Below are 17,853 nucleotides of genomic sequence, written 5' to 3' on the forward strand. Positions count from 1 at the left end.
ACTGGATACATCAAAGTAGATGTTAAAGGAGGACTAGGAAATTATAAGTACACTTTAATAGATGGGTTGCGTAATGTAACATTGATCGAAAAACAAGATGACAATACCTTCAGTGGACTTTCCTCAGGAGTGTACTATGTACAGGTAGACAGCGAGGATTGCTCTGAGCAAATTCGCGTAGAAATTGAACAAGGTAAAGAACTAACTGCAAAAACGCCAGTTATTTACAACCCAGTATGTACGGATGAATTAGGAAGGATAGAAGTAGAACTTGTTGGAGGTACTGGTGAGTATCAATTTGCGATTTCTCCAAACCTTGATCAATTCCAGAGCAAAAATGTCTTTGAAGATTTAGCTCCTGGAACCTATACCATCATTGCCCAGGATTCTAAAGGTTGTAATCCTTTTGTATTCAAAGAAGAAATTATAGCCCCACCACCACTTGAGGCCAAAGCCAACGTACTTAATGAGGAATATTGTACAGGTGATGGTACAGGAAGTTTTGAATTGATTATTCAAGGAGGAACACCGCCGTATTCAACAGCAGTAAATACGCAAGATGATGATGCCTTTGAGCAAGATAGAAGAATCTTTGACGGTCTTAAAGGAGGAGAAACCTACGTGATCTTTGTAAGAGATGCTAATGGTTGTCAGCAACATGTACAAGTATCATTAAAAGAACCAATTGATCTGAACCCACAGGCACAAGTACGAGTGACTTGTGTAAATAACGCGGCTGCCAATGAAGTAGAGATTATTTTGGCAGAAGATAACTTAGAAGATGTTATCTATAAACTAGATGGGGGTGCTGATCAGTTTGATAATAAGTTCACTAATGTGGCTCCAGGAGACCATACGGTATCGGTGTCTTATAATGGTTGTGAACGTGAGGTAGCGTTTACTGTTGATCCAATTCAACCTCTAGGACTTACTGTTAACGAATCCAATCTCAATGAGTTTACCATGTATCCTAGTGGAGGAACAGCGCCCTATGAATATTTTGTTGATGGCGTTTCACAGGGAAGTGAATCTAGCTATGTAATTAGAGTCAGTGGCGTGTATCAAGTGATGATTGTCGACGCCAATGGTTGTCAGCAAATCGCACAGATCGACATGGAGTTTATAGATATTAAAATACCCAATGTGTTCACTCCGAATGGAGATGGCGATAATGATTACTGGCCACCATCGAATTATAGTGTTTACTATCCAAACATCATAACTAAAATTTACGACCGTTACGGACGTGTGGTTGCAGAATTACGCCAAGGTGATACTTGGGATGGAAGATATAATGGAACGGAACTTCCAACGGGTGATTACTGGTATGTAATGAAATTAAATGGAGATAGAGATGATCGAGAGTTTGTAGGTCACTTTACCCTCTACAGATAAACAAATGAAACTCATGAAAAAATATATAGCAATCGTACTAATGACAACAGGGTTATATACACAGGCACAAGAGATGACCCTGCCTACATTCACACAGTATCTAGCAGATAATGAGTTCGTAATATCTCCGGTGTATGCTGGCATCGGAGATTACGTTAAAATTCGTGGAAATGCCCTTACTCAATGGGTCGGAATAAAAGATGCTCCCGATACACAAACTTTAGTAGGAGATGTCCGACTAGGTCAAAAATCAGGTGTAGGTGGACTATTTTATAACGATAAAAACGGAAACACAAGACAAATGGGTGCAAGGGTGTCTTTTGCCCATCATTTGACCTTAAACAACCAGGACGATCGTTTTTTATCTTTTGGGATTTCCTATAATATTAATCAATTTCGGTTAGAAGCTGGTGATTTTGATACCGATGGAGATGGGACTCCAGGGGTAGCGGACCCTGGGATCACCGATAACCGTTCCACAACGAATCACAATTTTGATGTCGGAGTACTTTTTAGAAGCGGTGGATTCTTTGCAAGTTTAAATGCCTCCAATATTTTAAACAAGCAATTAGACCTTTTCGCAATTAATGAACCTAATACGCTTCGGAATTATTATCTGTATACAGGGTACCGCTACAAGAAGAAAATCACTTCTAGATTTGAGTGGGAGCCTAGTGTGTTTTACCAGCTCTTTGAGAGCGATGGACGGTCTTCAACGGATGTCAACATGAAAATGAGGTTCTGGGACTTTGAAGATTATTATTGGGCTGGGATCAGTTATCGTTTTTTAAACGATCAGTTTTTTACCCCACTGAATATCGGACCGATGATTGGAATGAAAAAAGGCGCTTTTTATTTTGCCTACTCCTACCAACTTATTACCAATGAAATCCAAGCATATAGTACAGGAACGCATATGATCACCCTAGGAGTGGATATATTCCAAGGAATCAGCAATTGTCGTTGTATGATGCGTTAGTAGCTAAATGGTCCTTACAACTGTATGAAACAGTCTCCCTGGTATGATTGGGGAATTAATTTTTAATGGTATTTTTGCATTAAAATTCAAGGAGTGGGAGTAATAAAATTAACCAACATACAAGTCTATGCCTATCATGGCTGTTTGGTAGAAGAAGGAAAAATAGGCAGCGACTACAGAGTGGATATTGCTGTAAAGGCAAATCTTCAGCCCTCAGCGGTAAGTGATCAATTGAGCGATACGGTGGATTACGTTCAAATCAACAGAATAGTCAAAGAAGAAATGGCGATTCGTTCTAAGTTGTTAGAACATGTGGCTAAAAGAATTATTGATCGAATTTTGGATGAAATAGCAATTGCAGATCAGGCTACTGTTGAAGTTTCTAAAATCAACCCTCCTATAGGCGGAAATGTAGAGCAAGTGACTATAGCGATGACCTTAGGTCGGGAATAAGTTCTTGAAAATAGGCTGCTTTAGAATCTTATAATAATTTTAAAACAGTCTTTTGGATTTAGAGCGATATTTTTGTTACATTTGCCATCCAATAAATGGCATTGTGGCCGAGTGGCTAGGCAGAGGTCTGCAAAACCTTGTACAGCGGTTCGAATCCGCTCGATGCCTCTAAAAAACCATCTTTTTTAAGATGGTTTTTTTATGATCGCTTAGCATGGGTGATACCTATAGGGCAGAAGTCCCGAACACGCCCTAGCAGTGGAAACAAGTATGCACCAAACTAAAGAATTTTATCAAGTTCGGGGTTCAGATATCCCAGACTTAGGGAGTGGGCAAATACAAGGAAAAGTTGCTGGCACACAGCCAATAGATCTATCCTTACGACCATAATCACCAGAGAAAATCTAAAAAGAGTAGGATATTTAATGCTGCTAGATCTATATCGGAGGGTTAGCACTAAAACTTAAGGAACTGCCCTGTACCAACGGTATGCACAGTGGTGTCAGAGGACAGATAAGAAATTAATACCTATCTTCCTACTGAATTGTAGTAGTTGATTATCATGTTTACCAACCGGATGCAGAAGAAGTGTAAGTCAATCTTCTGTGCAATTAAATGATAACTTCTTTTACTACCGTGAAAATTCCTTTAAAGTTAGAAGGGTGTATATTAAAGAATGTGACTTTTACAATCGTAAAAAGATGTGTTTTGGCGCAAAGCCAAACCCAAGTAAGGATTCTGAGCAAATCACGGCTTACTCAGGTGCATTATCATAAAATTAGGACGCCCCCTGCTACCTGAATATCAACTGGAAATATTCACGCTTTTTATAGGAAAAGTTAGTCTAATCTTTCTAATAAGGAACTTTATAGGAGCGCATTACATTTTAATATATGAATTTTAGTTGGAAAACAAGCCATTTGGGGCTCAAACTTCTTGATATAATTAACACGCCTAGAGGAAATTTGTTAAAAAGTAGTGTCAGATTAAATTATTTCCTAGGTTTCTTTATATTTACTTTTTTGAAGAATGAATTTTACTAAAACCTTTTACTAATATTTTATGAAAAGACGTACCGCCATTCGGAACATTGGATTGGTCACTGGGGGATTATTATTTTTGCCTTCTTGTAATTTTTCACCTGACCGTGTACCAATAGTTTTGAATAAACTGCAGATTTCCACTGATGAAGAAATACTTTTAGAATCTATTGTCGATACCATATTGCCAGAAACGGACACCCCTGGAGGAGTTGCTTTAAAAGTACAGAACTTTGTATGGATTCAGATCGATGATTGTGCTTCCCCGAAACAACAAGAAACTTTTCTCGCTGGACTTCGAAGCTTTAACCCTTTGGTTAGAGAGCGGTACTATGATGATTTTGTTTCCTTAGATTTAGAAAAGCGTCTAGAAATCCTAACTTCACTATTACAAGCAGATGACACCCCTAAGTCTGTTTATGATTTTTTAAATACTACCAAGCATACGAGTGTTTGGGGATATAAAAATACAGCGTATTACCTCACCAAATTGATGCCTTATCAATTAGTTCCAGGAGCCTTTTCATATAAAACCATCACCATTAATCCTAACGAAAAAATTAACATAAATGCCTAATTTTAATATCGACAGTACAAAAGAAAACACCTATGATGCCATCGTTATAGGGTCAGGGATGAGTGGTGGATGGGCTGCTAAAGAATTTACTGAAAAAGGCCTTAAGACCTTGGTATTAGAACGTGGTAGAGAGGTCAAACACATTGAAAATTATCCGACCACCAATATGATGCCTTGGGAACTTAAACACGGAAATCGTATTCCGTATGATTTAAAAAAGGAAAATCCTATAGCTTCCAGATGCTATAATTTCATGGAAGATTCACAGCATTTCTTCACCAAAGATAAGGAGCAACCATACATACAAGAAAAGCCATTTGATTGGATCCGTGGGTACCAAACTGGAGGGAAGTCTCTTTTGTGGGCTAGACAAACCCAACGAATCAGTGATTTGGATTTTGAAGGTCCTGCTCGGGATGGCTTTGCCGTAGATTGGCCAATACGTTATAAGGATTTAGCTCCATGGTATAGTTATGTCGAAAAATTTGTGGGTATTTCAGGGGAATATGATGGTTTAGACATCTTACCTGATGGAGAGTTCTTAAAATCCATGGGTCTCAACGGTACCGAAAAATATTTTAGAGATGTGGTGGCTAAAAAATATAACAATCAACGTCATGTAGTTTATGGCCGTTGTGCGCACATCACCGAAAACAAGGACATTTTTATTCAACAAGGAAGGGCGATGTGTCAAACGCGTGACCTGTGTCGTCGTGGTTGTCCGTTCGGAGGGTATTTCAGTAGTAATTCAAGTACTTTGCCTTGGGCACAAAAAACTGGTAACCTAACCATGCGTCATGATGCGGTAGTACATTCTATAATTTATGACGATACTAAAGAAAAAGCTACCGGTGTTCGAGTAATCGATGCACATAGCAAAGAAACGGTGGAGTATTATGCACCTGTGATTTTTGTAAATGCCAGCGCATTTAACTCAAATATGATTTTACTAAACTCCAAATCTAACCGTTTCCCGAATGGATTAGGAAATGATAATGGATTGCTAGGTAAATATGTTGCCTTTCATAACTATCGTGTGAGTATCAACGCCGAATATGAAGGGAACCTTGGGGAGACTACCATTGGACGTAGACCAACAAGTGCTTATATTCCAAGGTTTAGAAATCTCTACAAGCAAGAAACGGATTTCTTAAGAGGTTATGCAGCTGGATTCGGCGCTTCCCGTCGGATTGAGCAAAGTTCCGAAGGGTTAGGAGCTGATTTAAAAGAAAATCTAATGAAGCCTACCTATGGCAATTGGAATGTAGGATCTCATATGATGGGCGAGACCATTCCAAAGGAAGAAAGCACCGTGACATTAGATTCAGAGAAAACAGATCAATACGGTATTCCACAACTTCGAATTAATTTGGATTATGATGACAATGACCGTAAAATGATCAAGGACTACATAGAACAATTTACCGAAATGTTTGAGGCTGCTGGTTTTAAAAATATAACGGTCAATGATGTTCCTGATAAAGCCCCAGGGTTGGATATTCACGAAATGGGAGGTGTTCGAATGGGGCACGATCCTAAAACATCTTTACTCAATAAATGGAATCAATTACATGCCTGTAAAAATGTTTATGTAACTGATGGGGCTTGTATGACCTCGACTGCCACTCAAAATCCATCACTAACCTATATGGCATTAACGGCCAGAGCTTGTGACCATGCCATTAAGGAATCAAAAAAAGGTAATCTGTAGGGTGCTTATCTGAACCTTATTTGAAATTTGAGGAGGTTATTCTTTTATGTGTAATAAGCGTGTCAATTTGATGGAAAGATCGGTAAAGATAATTTTGCCATTTCCATTGCGCTCAATGTGATAGATCGCCTCCTCAAGTTCCTTGGTGATCTCAATGATATTGCCACCATGAACAAATGGGGCAAATTTTTCTAATTGAAAGTTCTCACCACTGAACTCCATATAGGTCAACTTCTCTGCTTTATAATTGATCAGCAAAGCTTGTCGAAAGACATCAAGGCAAAAGAGCAGAAACTTCTTCTGGGTTTCTCTACCGGTTTTAGAGAGTTCTTCACCCCATAAGAGCAAATCATTGATGACCGTTTTATTTCCTTTAGCCCTAAAGGCTGTACGTACCCAGTTTACAAACCATTTTTCAAAGACGAGATCTTCGGAATTTTTATTGGCTAAATCAAGTGCCTTATTAAAATTTCCATTGGCACTGTTGGCTATTTTTAATGCCTCATTTTCGCTAAGTCCGCGAGCCATTAAACCTTGTACTACTTCAGCCTCTGGCAAAGGTGGAAATCGTAAAATTTGACAACGAGAAACAATGGTCTGCATAATTTGTGTTTCATCCTCTGTGATAAGGATTAAAAGGGTCTTCTCTGGTGGTTCTTCAATTAATTTAAGTAGTTTGTTTGAAGAGGCGATATTCATGCGCTCTGCCATCCAAATAATCATAACCTTATACCCACCCTCATACGATTTTAAGGAAAGGGTTTTGACAATTTCTTGGGCTTCATCCACGGAGATGATCCCTTGTTTGTTGTCCACTTCTAATACGTTGTACCAGTCGAACAAATTTCCATAGGGCTGTTGTTTTACAAACCCTCGCCATTGTTCTAGAAAATTACTACTAAGCGGATGGGATTTTATTTTATCCGTGGTGGTTACTGGAAACACAAAATGCAAATCAGGATGGGTTAGGTTGTTGCATTTAAGATTGCAGCTGGCATTCCCATGTTCATTCTCGGAGGATGAATTTCCACAGAGGACATATTGGGCATAGGCAATTGCTAGTGGTAACACACCACTACCCTCTGGGCCAACAAATAGTTGTGCATGTGGGATTCGTCCTTTATCAGCGGTCTGTGTGAGGTGTTTTTTTAAATGAGAATGACCTAAAACTTCATTGAAAAGCATATGTGAAAATTTAATACTGAAAAGTAAAGTTTCTGAATTTGCTGTACAAATGTAACCTAAAATGATTACTCAAAAAACCAGTTCAAAAAAGGTTTACAGTTCGATGGTTTGTGGATCAGTAAATTAACGATTTAAAAAACGGATCTGTTTTCCTAGGTAAGCATAAATAGTTAAATTTGCCGTCTAATTAACTATTTGGATGTATGAAAACTATAGAAGATTTTAATTTCAATAATAAGAAGGCTTTAATTCGTGTGGATTTTAACGTGCCTTTGGATGGGGATTTTAACGTTACCGATACCACCAGGATCGAAGCAGCTAAGCCGACAATTATAAAAGTATTAGAGGAAGGTGGAAGTGCCATTCTAATGAGTCACTTAGGAAGACCGAAAGGAAAGAGAAGCGATGACTTGTCTTTAAAGCATATTGTTGCGAAGGTTTCTGAAATTATTGGAGTTGAAGTGAAGTTTGTCGATCAATCTGTTGGACAGGTTGCTGAGCAAGCGGTGGAAAATCTAAAATCTGGGGAAGTTTTACTTCTTGAAAACTTACGTTTTTACGCGGAAGAAGAAGCAGGCGATGAAAGTTTCTCAGAGGCGCTTTCTAAATTAGGTGATATTTATGTGAACGATGCGTTTGGTACTGCACACCGCGCACATGCCTCTACGACCATAGTAGCAAAGTATTTTGGAGATCATAAGTGTTTTGGTTATTTACTAGCCAAAGAAATTGAAGCAATCGAAAAGGTTATGGAAAATGGTGAAAAGCCAGTTACCGCGATCTTAGGTGGTTCAAAAGTTTCTTCAAAAATTACTATTATCGAAAACATTTTGGACAAGGTGGATCACCTTATTATCGGTGGAGGAATGACCTATACGTTTATAAGGGCCCAGGGTGGAAAGATCGGGGATTCTATTTGTGAAGATGACAAACAAGAATTGGCACTTCGTATCCTAAAGGATGCGGAGGCAAAAGGGGTAAAGGTTCATTTACCAGTGGATGTTCTTGCGGCTAATGATTTTGACAACAATGCTGATACACAGGTAGTGGATGTAAATGAAATTCCTGATGGATGGCAAGGACTTGATGCAGGTCCGAAAACCCTAGAGAATTTTAAAGAAGTCATTTTAGGATCAAAAACCATTCTTTGGAATGGACCAATAGGCGTTTTTGAGATGCCTAGCTTTGCAAACGGTACTATTGCTATTGGAAATTATATCGACCAGGCAACAAAAGATGGTGCTTTTTCACTAGTTGGAGGAGGTGATTCTGTAGCTGCGGTAAAACAATTCGGGTTTGAAGATAAAGTGAGTTATGTTTCCACTGGCGGTGGGGCAATGTTGGAGAGTTTGGAGGGTAAAACACTTCCTGGGATTGCGGCTATCTTGAAATAAGAAAATTTAATCTCATTAAATAGTATTCAAAAGTCTTTCGTTTCAACGGGAGACTTTTGTTTTTTAACATTTTTCAAGCGTCTTATTTTGAAAAAAATGCGATTTTTACGGATCATTCGAGAATGTAATAAATTTCCAAAGATTCATGAAGCACATTTTTACAACCTTGCTTATCAGTTTTACCGGGCTGATTGGTTTTGGTCAAGAGCAGATAACTGCTGACAATACAATTAATCTAACTAAAGACAGCCTTTTGGTTGCCTCCGATAAGGTGATTTCAGATCAAGAAGAATTGTTCTCCAAAATGGATACCGTGATGGTCGATGGAAAACAGCAACGGATAAGTCTAGATTCTACACCTTACACTTTAGCAGATTATCCAGAGGCTAAAAAAGTGGATCAATTACTTTTGGAAGAATTTTTACATGCAGGATTATACGATACCATTTATAAAGACATTTCAAATTTAAAATATGACTATGTCGATTATATTGACTTGCCAACCGATACCCTGAAAGCCCGTTTGGCAATATTAGACCAAAAGACACCCTTTAATATTCAATATAACGAATCTTTGGAGAGTGTAATTAAAATGTTTTTAAAGAATAAACGTGAGTTTTTAACTAGAGTGATGGCAAGAAGTAAGTTTTACTTTCCATTGTTTGAACAGACACTTGATCGTTATGATATCCCACTTGAAATCAAATACCTAGCCGTAATTGAATCGGCCCTTAATCCAAGAGCCAAATCAAGGGTAGGCGCCACGGGTATTTGGCAATTTATGTTTTCCACTGGAAAGGCCTATGGTTTAGATGTAAGCAGTTATGTCGACGAACGGAGTGATCCTATTAAATCTACCGAAGCGGCAGCAAAGTACCTAGGGAGATTGTATAAAATCTTTGGTGACTGGGATTTGGCATTAGCGGCTTATAATTCTGGTCCTGGAAACGTAAACAAGGCGATTCGAAGAAGTGGTGGATACACCAATTATTGGAATATCCGTTCCTATCTGCCGAGAGAGACTGCCGGGTATGTTCCTGCGTTTCTAGCTACCATGTATATTATGGAATACGCCAAAGAGCATGGTTTTGAAGATTTTGCTAGTACGGAGGCTGGCTATTATTTTGAAACCGACACCGTTGAAGTAAAGCAACTCATCAGCTTTGATCAAATTTCAGAAATGCTAGAAATCGATACCGATGTGGTTGAATTTTTCAACCCTTCCTATAAGCTTGATATGATCCCTTATGTGGAGGATGAGCGGTATGTATTACGATTGCCAGTTGCGGATATTGGAAGATTTGTCGCTAATGAGGATACTATTTATGCACGTGTTGCCAAGGAGTTAGAAAAACGAGAAAAAACATTACCAGAATTAGTGGAGAGCAGCGATCAGATTCGTTACCGTGTGAAAAGCGGAGATTATTTGGGTAAAATTGCTGAGAAATATGGAGTTCGCATTAGTGAAATAAAACGTTGGAATGGGTTGAGGAACAATAATCTTAGAATTGGGCAACGCCTTACTATATATCCTAAAAAGCCTGTAGCAAGTTCTTCTAAAAACTCGGCGAGTGCTCCTACTGCAAAGGAATATATCGTTCGAAGTGGTGACTCTCTTTGGAGTATTTCGAATAAATTCCCTGGGATAACAGTTAAAAATCTTCAAGAATGGAACAATATTAGTGGTAGTAAATTAACTCCTGGCACAAAACTTGTGTTATGTAAATGTTAATGAAACGCAAAAACCTAATATAATGAGACATTTTTTAATTGCCTGTTTGGTTCTACTTTCGATGGTTTCCTGTGAGGAAGAGCAGAAGAAAGATTACTTGCCGGGCTCTGTTGGTGCCATAAACACACTTTCTGTAGTTATCGATAATGACATGTGGAAAGGTGCTGTTGGAGATACGATTAGAAAATATTACGCTGCTGAGGTCATTGGTTTGCCTTGGGTAGAACCTTTGTTTTCTATTCACCAAATGCCGTTTGAAGTTTTTACTGGAAACACAAGGTCAAGCAGAAATATTTTAGTTGTACGAAAAGACACTGCTGTTGTGGCTGGAATAAAGACAGATCTATACGCCAAGCCACAGAAGGTTGGTATAGTCCAAGGGCCAACAGAACAGGTGATTATGGAAAAGATCGCCAGTTCAGCTCAGAAGAATATTGCGGCCTTTAAAAAGAATGATATTGCAGAGAGTCAAAAGCGATTCACCCGTTCGCTCAATAGAGAAACAGACTTACAGGAAGAACTCGGTATATCCTTAACGATGCCATCTGTGTACAAAATAGCCAAACAAGAAAATAATTTCTTTTGGATCGAACGACAGATCCCGAAGGGAACCATGAATATCTTGGTTTATGAGATGCCTCTTGGTAGCATTCCAGAGGATTCTACCCGGGTTGATGCGATCGTGAAAATGAGAGATTCAATAGGGGAAAAATATGTACCAGGAAGAGCAGAGGGCATGTATATGATCACCGAAAAAGCCTATGCTCCCTATGTGGTCGATACTGAGGTTGCTGGTAGACCCGCTATTGAAACAAAGGGGATGTGGGAGGTTAAAAACTTTACCATGGCAGGGCCTTTTGTCAACTATATTGTTGAGGATGTTCCTAATGATCGCTTGTTGGTCCTTGAAGGATTTACCTTTGCACCTTCGACCAATAAAAGAGATTATATGTTTGAGCTTGAAGCCGTTTTAAAAACATTAGAATTTCAACAGAAGCCCGTTGCTCAAGTAGAATAAAGTTCCAACCTTTTAGGTATATAAAAAAAGCCTATTCACGTTTAAAGTCAATAGGCTTTTTATTATCGTATCGATAAAACAACCATAACCCAAAGGGTGTCTGGTTAGTTGCTTTCTTTAGTTTGTTCTGCTTTTGCAGCTTCATCTTCTTCTTTAGTGGCATCTTTAAATTCTTTGATACCGCTTCCAAGACCACGCATTAATTCAGGTATCTTTTTACCTCCAAAGAGTAATAGTACCAAAATTACTACAATGGCTATTTGCCATGGTCCCACAATTCCTAGTAAAACGTTCAATGATATCATTTTCAATAAATTTAGAAAACAAAGGTAATAAGAAAAGTAAAAATAAAAACATCTTTTATCTTAAATTATTACTATTTCTAATAAGTTTGATATGTTCAATTGTGTTATTTCCCAAATACCTTGCGTTAAAAAAACACAAATTTACCTAAAACCCAATCATGCTATTTCCCTAATAATTATATTTGCTCACCATGGAGAGAAGAATTAAGAAACGGAAACAAATTAAAAGGAAGCTACTTCACAAGTATCGACTGGTTATTTTAAACGAGGATACTTTTGAAGAAAAGCTCTCGTTTAAACTCAACCGACTCAATGTATTTGTGTTAGGGACATTGTTTTCTGTTTTTATCATTGCTTTTACCACACTCTTAATTGCTTTTACTCCCCTAAGGGAATACATTCCTGGGTATTCGTCAACCAAACTCAAAAGAGAAGCGGTGGATTTAACCTATAAGGTTGATTCCTTGACGGCCTTCCTTAGAGCGAATGACTTATATTTTCAAAATATTCAAAAAGTGCTCAGAGGTGAAATCACCACAGAGAAGATCGACAAAGATTCTATTTTAGAATCCTTTGCCAAAGATACCATGCAACTCAATGTAAGTCCAAGTGTACAAGATTCATTGCTTAGGGCGGAGGTTGCCACAGAGGATAAATACAATTTATTTTCTGGTGCAGCATCGGATAGTGATATGGTATTATTTCCGCCTGTTCGAGGAACGTTGTCACAGACATACAATGCGAAAGATAAGCATTATGCGGTCGATATTTTGGCTCCTGAGGATAGCCCGATTAAATCTGTGGCAGATGGAATTGTGATTTTTGCGGAATGGACCACAGAGACTGGTTATGTATGTATCATTGAGCACAACACAGGATTAATATCGGTTTACAAGCATAATTCTTCCATCAGTGTTCAACAAGGAGATTTGGTAAAATCAGGCCAAGTTATTGGAGTTATTGGTAATACTGGGGAGCTTACCACAGGTCCTCATTTACATTTTGAACTTTGGAGTGAAGGTTATCCAGTTGACCCCACTAATTATATAGATTTTCAGTAGCCTATGTCGGTAAAATCCTTTGCTGCAAAAATATTAGCACGTACCGTTTTTAACAAGAATCAAACTTGGATTAATGATCCTATACAAAGTCAAGAAACTATTTTTCAGTCGCTTATAAATACGGCTAAAGAAACAGCTTTTGGCAAAGATCACGGATTTGATCAAATAAAAAATTACGAGGACTTTAAACAACGTGTTCCTATTCGAGATTACGAGGAATTAAAACCTTATGTGGATCGGGTCGTACAAGGGGAGAAGTCTGTGTTATGGCCTGGATTGCCACGCTACTTTGCAAAGACTTCTGGAACGACTTCTGGAGCAAAGTACATTCCTATCACAAATGAATCTATGCCATATCATATCAAAGCCGCACGTGATGCGATTTTGAATTATATACACCAAACAGGGAAGGCTGACTTTGTTGATGGTAAAATGATTTTTCTTCAAGGAAGCCCATTGCTTACGGAGAAAAATGGGATTAAACTAGGCCGTCTTTCCGGGATCGTCGCACATTATGTGCCGAGGTATTTACAAAAAAATAGGATGCCTAGTTGGCAGACTAACTGTATAGAGGATTGGGAGACCAAAGTGGATGCTATTGTAGAGGAGACCCTTAAGGAAGATATGACCGTCATTAGTGGTATCCCATCATGGGTTCAAATGTATTTTGAGCGTATAAAACAAAAAACCTCCAAAGAAGTCGGGGAGGTTTTTAAGAACTTTAACCTTTTTATCTATGGAGGTGTTAATTTTGAGCCATACCGTGCTAAATTTGAGCAGCTTATTGGACGTTCTGTAGATTCTATTGAGCTATTTCCAGCAAGTGAAGGGTTTTTTGCCTACCAAGACATGCAACAACATGCTGGGATGTTATTGCTTGTAAAGGCAGGGATTTTCTATGAATTTATAGAAGCTGATCACTTCTTTGAAGATAACCCTACTCGAATTCCATTGGCGTTGGTGAAGCTTGGCGTAAATTATGTCATGATTATTTCAACCAATGCTGGTTTATGGAGCTATAATTTAGGAGATACGGTGGTTTTCACCTCTTTAAAACCGTATCGCATAACAGTATCTGGTAGAATTAAACATTTTATCTCCGCCTTTGGAGAGCACGTGATAGCGAAAGAGGTAGAGCAGGCGATGAAAACCGCGCTTGACAGCTGTATGGCCACTGTTAATGAATTTAGCGTAGCACCGCAAATTACCCCACCTGAGAATGAACTTCCCTATCACCAATGGCTGATTGAATTTGAGCGTGCGCCTGAGGATTTAAACGCCTTTGGTGCGATTTTAGATGAGTCACTTCAACAGCAGAACAGTTATTATTATGATTTAATTCAGGGCAAAGTTTTACAGCCCTTAAAGATCCATTGTCTTTCAAAAGACACCTTTAAAAACTTTATGAAGTCCAAAGGGAAACTCGGTGGTCAGCATAAAGTACAGCGCTTATCGAATGACCGTACATTGGCCGATGAACTTCTTCGTATTTCTGAGGCATAAACCCTAGCGAGGTACATTTTATTTTTTTTATGAGATGGTTTAGATGTAAAAAGTAGGCCATGTCCGTAAAAAATAGCTATTTTTAAAAAGAACTTGTAATTTTGTACGGTAAAACACCTTATGAGTAAAATTAAATCAAGAACGCGTGCTCAAGAAGCATCTGGGGCCATCGAACGAATGTATATCGCGATGCGTCATCTTTTTAATAGAGGTTTTTACAAACCGATGGGAGTCTCTGGTGAAACCCTAAGAGAGTCTTTGTTGGAACTACGTCCTGAGATCTACGGAACTGTTGCAGATTCCAAAACGGAGCTCAATGGGCTAGTTTATATTTTAGACAGACTTCCTATTGGCATTGAGCAATGTACCTATATTAACTTAACTTCTGAAGAAGGGTATAAAAATTCCAGTTTTAAGAACATCATTCCTCCGAAGAGAAGGCGGAATTGTTATCGCATTGATGAGCATCAGATGAATGTTGAGATCACCAGAGGACGCTCGGATATCTATGACATTCTCACCCACCTTACCTTCCTTTTTATAGAATCAGAAAAAATCGCGGAAAAGGTTTACATTGAAGAAAAAGGCACTACTAATCGCGATTGGAAACAGCTGGAAGAAGCAGCATTAAAAAAGAAGCTCAGTCAATCTGAGCGTGAAGTCGCTCTGAGCCATACTGCCAGTATCATCGGACGAACTTTTGAAGAATGCCTCGCTGCCCATAAGGTGTTTGCTATAAAAGAGGATCCAGAGCGATTTTTAAAAATCATATATTGGATGGGAAAGATTGCCCTGGAAGAACTCATTGAAGGGCATAAGAGATCCATTACCTTTAGTCCTGTATTAAGAGAACGTCTAGGACATCATATTCATGGAGAGATATGGGCCAATACTATTAAGAAAGAACTCATCAAAAACGATTTAATTCATCGGCCAATACACCTAATTAGTGCCAATATGCATTCGGTGATGAATACCTTGTTTGCTTCTAGTGTTTTGAAAAAAGAATTTGCAAATCAGAAGGATCCTTATGAAGTTTATGAGCTCTTGAGTCAACCAGAAAACACACATCTAAGAAGCAAGGTAAAGGATTGTGCACTTAAGAATGGAATGATCGAAATTAATGACCGTTCAGGTACAAATATTGACGTTCAAATTTTTGATACTGCAAAAATTGATTTTGAGAAAATAAATTTTACTTTTGACAAAAATAAAAATAAGGAGTATCCTGTACTATTTGTAATGGATTACGCCTTTGGGGAACAAGCCTATGAGACCATAGATGAATTCCTTAAGCCTTATAAAGAGGGAGACCAAAATATTTTCTTGAATATGGATTCGATTTCTATAATGGGAAAAGCTGGAATTTTGGAAGGTGGAAAAGGGGATTTAATGATTCCAAATGCGCATATTTTCGAGGGAACTGCGGATAATTACCCATTCCATAATGAACTTTGCGCTGAAGATTTTAAGGGTGAAGGTCTTGAGGTATTTGAAGGGACCATGATTAGTGTATTAGGTACATCTTTACAGAATAAGGATTTGTTGAAGTTTTTCCATGAGAGTACCTGGAATGTTATTGGATTGGAAATGGAGGGAGCCCATTATCAAAAAGCGATACAAGCAGCCTCTAGGATTCGTAAAAGCATTACCACAGATGTGAAAGTACGATATGCATACTACGCCTCTGATAATCCTTTAGAAACAGGAAGTACCTTGGCCTCCGGCGGATTGGGAATAACGGGTGTTAAACCAACTTATTTAATAACAAAACGAATTTTAGAACAAATCTTTAATTAATCAACTAAATTAAACATATTGATATGAATGATCAGGTTCCATCGAATCAGCGCCCAAATACTTCAAATTCTGAAGAAATTGATCTTGGACAATTGTTCAAATTGATTGGCGATGGTTTTAGAAAGCTATTCAATTTTATCGGAAGTATTTTTAATGGGATTTTCAGTGCGATCATTTCATTTTTACTTTTTATTCAAAAACATTTTATAAAATTTATCATTGCTGGCGTTGCTGGGGTGGCCATTGGAACCGCTCTTGATATGACTAGTGAGCCGATATATGTTTCTACGATGGTAGTTGAGCCAAACTTTCAAAGTGCCCAACAACTCTATAATAACATTAATTTCTACAATGAGTTAACTCGTGCAGAGGACTCCGTAGCCTTAGCTGAATCTTTAGGAATTGAAGTATCAGAGGCAGCTACAATCAAAGAATTTGCCATAGAATCATATTCAGATGAAAATCAGAAAGTGAAGTTATTCGATGAGTTTATTCGAAACCTAGATACAACCACTAGAAAGGCCATTGATATGGAAGTGTTCTTAGAGAATTTTAATTCTTTTGATGCCAAGTACCACAACATTATTGTAAAGGCCACTAACAGTATGGTAGCTAAAAAGTTGCAAGGACCTATTATTTCATCCATTTCTTTTAACCAGTACTTTTTAAAACTTAAAAATACCCAAACCGAGAATATAGAACTTCAAAGAGAAGTATTGGCTCGACAAACTGCAGAGATAGACTCCTTACAGCTGCTCTATAAGAATGTTATGATGAAAGAGGCGGATAAACCACTCCAAGGGACCAGTATCAGTCTGGGAGATCAGGGTATTGCCCAACGGTCAAGAGAATTGGAGTTGATTTCTAAGATTGATGAGATTAAATCAGAACTCGTTGAACTCAACGAGTTAGAAGCTAGTAAATCCAATATCCTTAATGTGATTTCAGATTTCCCTAGAAGAGGTGTAGAAGAGAAAGGATTATTTACAAAATACAAATTTGTGATACCTTTATTACTTATTGGGTTCTTGCTCTTTGCCCTTTCTATTTTAGAATTAAATAAATTCCTAAAACAATATACAAGCGCTCGATTGGAAGAAAAAGAATAACTAGTTAGTCTAAAGGATTAACAACCCCATATTAGATCCTACTAGAAATACGTTTACAACGATATTTTTAGTAGGATTTTTTATTAGGTATGGGCAACTGAAAGAATACGGATCTAACCCTGAGGTAGCCCTTCAAAGGGATGCAACCTAAAAGACCCTATAACGGAGCTATAGGGTCTTCAGTAGTATATATGTGAAAATGTTTTGCCGCGTATTAGATAATAGGCTGGTAATCGTCTTTCTCTTCCTGATCAAACTTTTTCATTTGTTTCATCCAATAAAAGAATGCTGCAAATCCTATTGCAATAAAGACAACATTAATAATATTTGATAACCACCAGCTGTTTGTAAAACGTAAAGCTTCTAAAGGAACGAATAAAACGTTCTCAAATAAATCCTGAATCCCGTAGAAAAAGTCTCTCATCAGTAAAAGATATATTAAATTTACAGCACAAAAATACAAAAACCTATCATGATATCAAGCATTTTTGAAAGAAGTAATCCTTTAAACTTCATAATCCTGTTTCTGTATTTGATTTTGTTCTTAGTATTACGTCAAGTGCTCGCTGCTGATTTCGTATTATATACCGG

General features: G+C 38.0%; 15 protein-coding genes and 1 tRNA gene. 13 read left to right on the forward strand and 3 right to left on the reverse strand.

The window, feature by feature from the left end; translation table 11 throughout:
- The 6 genes from VKY50_RS02585 to VKY50_RS02610 form a co-directional block, all read left to right on the forward strand.
- The coding region (locus VKY50_RS02585) for a T9SS type B sorting domain-containing protein (protein WP_324298544.1) at positions 1 to 1,395 on the forward strand (1,395 nt) is incomplete at its 5' end.
- Positions 1,396 to 1,408: 13 nt separating this feature from the next.
- Complete coding sequence (locus tag VKY50_RS02590; protein WP_324298546.1) at positions 1,409 to 2,374, forward strand: PorP/SprF family type IX secretion system membrane protein; 966 nt, start codon at positions 1,409 to 1,411, stop codon at positions 2,372 to 2,374.
- Between the two features lie 93 nt (positions 2,375 to 2,467).
- Entirely contained in the window at positions 2,468 to 2,827 is a 360-nt protein-coding gene (folB, locus tag VKY50_RS02595) for a dihydroneopterin aldolase (protein WP_324298548.1), read from the forward strand.
- Between the two features lie 97 nt (positions 2,828 to 2,924).
- Positions 2,925 to 2,995: transfer RNA gene (locus VKY50_RS02600), tRNA-Cys, on the forward strand.
- An 894-nt stretch (positions 2,996 to 3,889) separates the two neighbouring features.
- The gene (locus VKY50_RS02605) at positions 3,890 to 4,444 is read left to right on the forward strand and encodes a gluconate 2-dehydrogenase subunit 3 family protein (RefSeq protein ID WP_324298549.1); all 555 of its coding nucleotides are present in this window, start codon (positions 3,890 to 3,892) and stop codon (positions 4,442 to 4,444) included.
- Positions 4,437 to 6,155, forward strand: a complete 1,719-nt coding sequence (locus VKY50_RS02610) for a GMC family oxidoreductase (protein ID WP_324298551.1) — start codon at positions 4,437 to 4,439, stop codon at positions 6,153 to 6,155. The genes VKY50_RS02605 and VKY50_RS02610 overlap by 8 nt, the downstream gene beginning before the upstream one ends.
- 36 nt (positions 6,156 to 6,191) lie before the next feature.
- Here VKY50_RS02610 and VKY50_RS02615 read toward each other — a convergent pair whose 3' ends face one another.
- Positions 6,192 to 7,340, reverse strand: a complete 1,149-nt coding sequence (locus VKY50_RS02615) for a DNA polymerase III subunit (protein WP_324298554.1) — start codon at positions 7,338 to 7,340, stop codon at positions 6,192 to 6,194.
- Positions 7,341 to 7,543: 203 nt separating this feature from the next.
- Here VKY50_RS02615 and VKY50_RS02620 point away from each other — a divergent pair, with 203 nt between their 5' ends.
- The 3 genes from VKY50_RS02620 to VKY50_RS02630 all read left to right on the forward strand — a co-directional run bounded on the left by VKY50_RS02620 (position 7,544) and on the right by VKY50_RS02630 (position 11,484).
- On the forward strand, positions 7,544 to 8,734 hold the full coding sequence (locus VKY50_RS02620; protein ID WP_324298556.1) for a phosphoglycerate kinase: 1,191 nt from the start codon (positions 7,544 to 7,546) through the stop codon (positions 8,732 to 8,734).
- Between the two features lie 145 nt (positions 8,735 to 8,879).
- Positions 8,880 to 10,466, forward strand: coding sequence for a lytic transglycosylase domain-containing protein (locus tag VKY50_RS02625; protein WP_324298558.1), 1,587 nt, complete (start codon positions 8,880 to 8,882; stop codon positions 10,464 to 10,466).
- 22 nt (positions 10,467 to 10,488) lie between these two features.
- Positions 10,489 to 11,484, forward strand: a complete 996-nt coding sequence (locus tag VKY50_RS02630; protein WP_324298560.1) for a DUF4837 family protein — start codon at positions 10,489 to 10,491, stop codon at positions 11,482 to 11,484.
- A 104-nt stretch (positions 11,485 to 11,588) separates the two neighbouring features.
- On the opposite strand, the gene VKY50_RS02635 is transcribed toward VKY50_RS02630, so the two are convergent.
- Positions 11,589 to 11,789, reverse strand: coding sequence for a Sec-independent protein translocase subunit TatA/TatB (locus VKY50_RS02635; protein WP_324298562.1), 201 nt, complete (start codon positions 11,787 to 11,789; stop codon positions 11,589 to 11,591).
- Between the two features lie 191 nt (positions 11,790 to 11,980).
- Here VKY50_RS02635 and VKY50_RS02640 point away from each other — a divergent pair, with 191 nt between their 5' ends.
- The 4 genes from VKY50_RS02640 (at position 11,981) to VKY50_RS02655 (ending at position 17,262) form a co-directional block, all read left to right on the forward strand.
- A complete protein-coding gene (locus VKY50_RS02640) occupies positions 11,981 to 12,850 on the forward strand; it encodes a M23 family metallopeptidase (RefSeq protein ID WP_324298564.1) in 870 nt (289 codons plus the stop codon).
- Between the two features lie 3 nt (positions 12,851 to 12,853).
- Positions 12,854 to 14,353: a GH3 auxin-responsive promoter family protein gene (locus tag VKY50_RS02645; RefSeq protein ID WP_324298566.1), complete on the forward strand. Its 1,500-nt coding sequence runs from the start codon at positions 12,854 to 12,856 to the stop codon at positions 14,351 to 14,353.
- Between the two features lie 120 nt (positions 14,354 to 14,473).
- On the forward strand, positions 14,474 to 16,153 hold the full coding sequence (locus VKY50_RS02650; RefSeq protein ID WP_324298568.1) for a DUF6909 family protein: 1,680 nt from the start codon (positions 14,474 to 14,476) through the stop codon (positions 16,151 to 16,153).
- Positions 16,154 to 16,176: 23 nt separating this feature from the next.
- Positions 16,177 to 17,262, forward strand: a complete 1,086-nt coding sequence (locus VKY50_RS02655; RefSeq protein ID WP_324298570.1) for a hypothetical protein — start codon at positions 16,177 to 16,179, stop codon at positions 17,260 to 17,262.
- Positions 17,263 to 17,476: 214 nt separating this feature from the next.
- On the opposite strand, the gene VKY50_RS02660 is transcribed toward VKY50_RS02655, so the two are convergent.
- Positions 17,477 to 17,686, reverse strand: a complete 210-nt coding sequence (locus tag VKY50_RS02660) for a DUF6341 family protein (RefSeq protein WP_324298572.1) — start codon at positions 17,684 to 17,686, stop codon at positions 17,477 to 17,479.
- Positions 17,687 to 17,853: the final 167 nt, after the last annotated feature.

Source organism: Galbibacter sp. (assembly GCF_035306585.1).
Lineage (GTDB): Bacteria > Bacteroidota > Bacteroidia > Flavobacteriales > Flavobacteriaceae > Galbibacter.

Bases quoted from the DNA above. Each gene is read 5' to 3' on its own strand.
- VKY50_RS02625 (WP_324298558.1), top strand. From the start codon at position 8,880: ATGAAGCACATTTTTACAACCTTGCTTATCAGTTTTACCGGGCTGATT.
- VKY50_RS02655 (WP_324298570.1), top strand. From the start codon at position 16,177: ATGAATGATCAGGTTCCATCGAATCAGCGCCCAAATACTTCAAATTCT.
- VKY50_RS02590 (WP_324298546.1), top strand. From the start codon at position 1,409: ATGAAAAAATATATAGCAATCGTACTAATGACAACAGGGTTATATACA.
- VKY50_RS02635 (WP_324298562.1), bottom strand. From the start codon at position 11,789: ATGATATCATTGAACGTTTTACTAGGAATTGTGGGACCATGGCAAATA.
- VKY50_RS02605 (WP_324298549.1), top strand. From the start codon at position 3,890: ATGAAAAGACGTACCGCCATTCGGAACATTGGATTGGTCACTGGGGGA.
- VKY50_RS02610 (WP_324298551.1), top strand. From the start codon at position 4,437: ATGCCTAATTTTAATATCGACAGTACAAAAGAAAACACCTATGATGCC.
- VKY50_RS02660 (WP_324298572.1), bottom strand. From the start codon at position 17,686: ATGAGAGACTTTTTCTACGGGATTCAGGATTTATTTGAGAACGTTTTA.
- VKY50_RS02620 (WP_324298556.1), top strand. From the start codon at position 7,544: ATGAAAACTATAGAAGATTTTAATTTCAATAATAAGAAGGCTTTAATT.
- VKY50_RS02640 (WP_324298564.1), top strand. From the start codon at position 11,981: ATGGAGAGAAGAATTAAGAAACGGAAACAAATTAAAAGGAAGCTACTT.
- VKY50_RS02650 (WP_324298568.1), top strand. From the start codon at position 14,474: ATGAGTAAAATTAAATCAAGAACGCGTGCTCAAGAAGCATCTGGGGCC.
- VKY50_RS02615 (WP_324298554.1), bottom strand. From the start codon at position 7,340: ATGCTTTTCAATGAAGTTTTAGGTCATTCTCATTTAAAAAAACACCTC.
- VKY50_RS02645 (WP_324298566.1), top strand. From the start codon at position 12,854: ATGTCGGTAAAATCCTTTGCTGCAAAAATATTAGCACGTACCGTTTTT.
- VKY50_RS02630 (WP_324298560.1), top strand. From the start codon at position 10,489: ATGAGACATTTTTTAATTGCCTGTTTGGTTCTACTTTCGATGGTTTCC.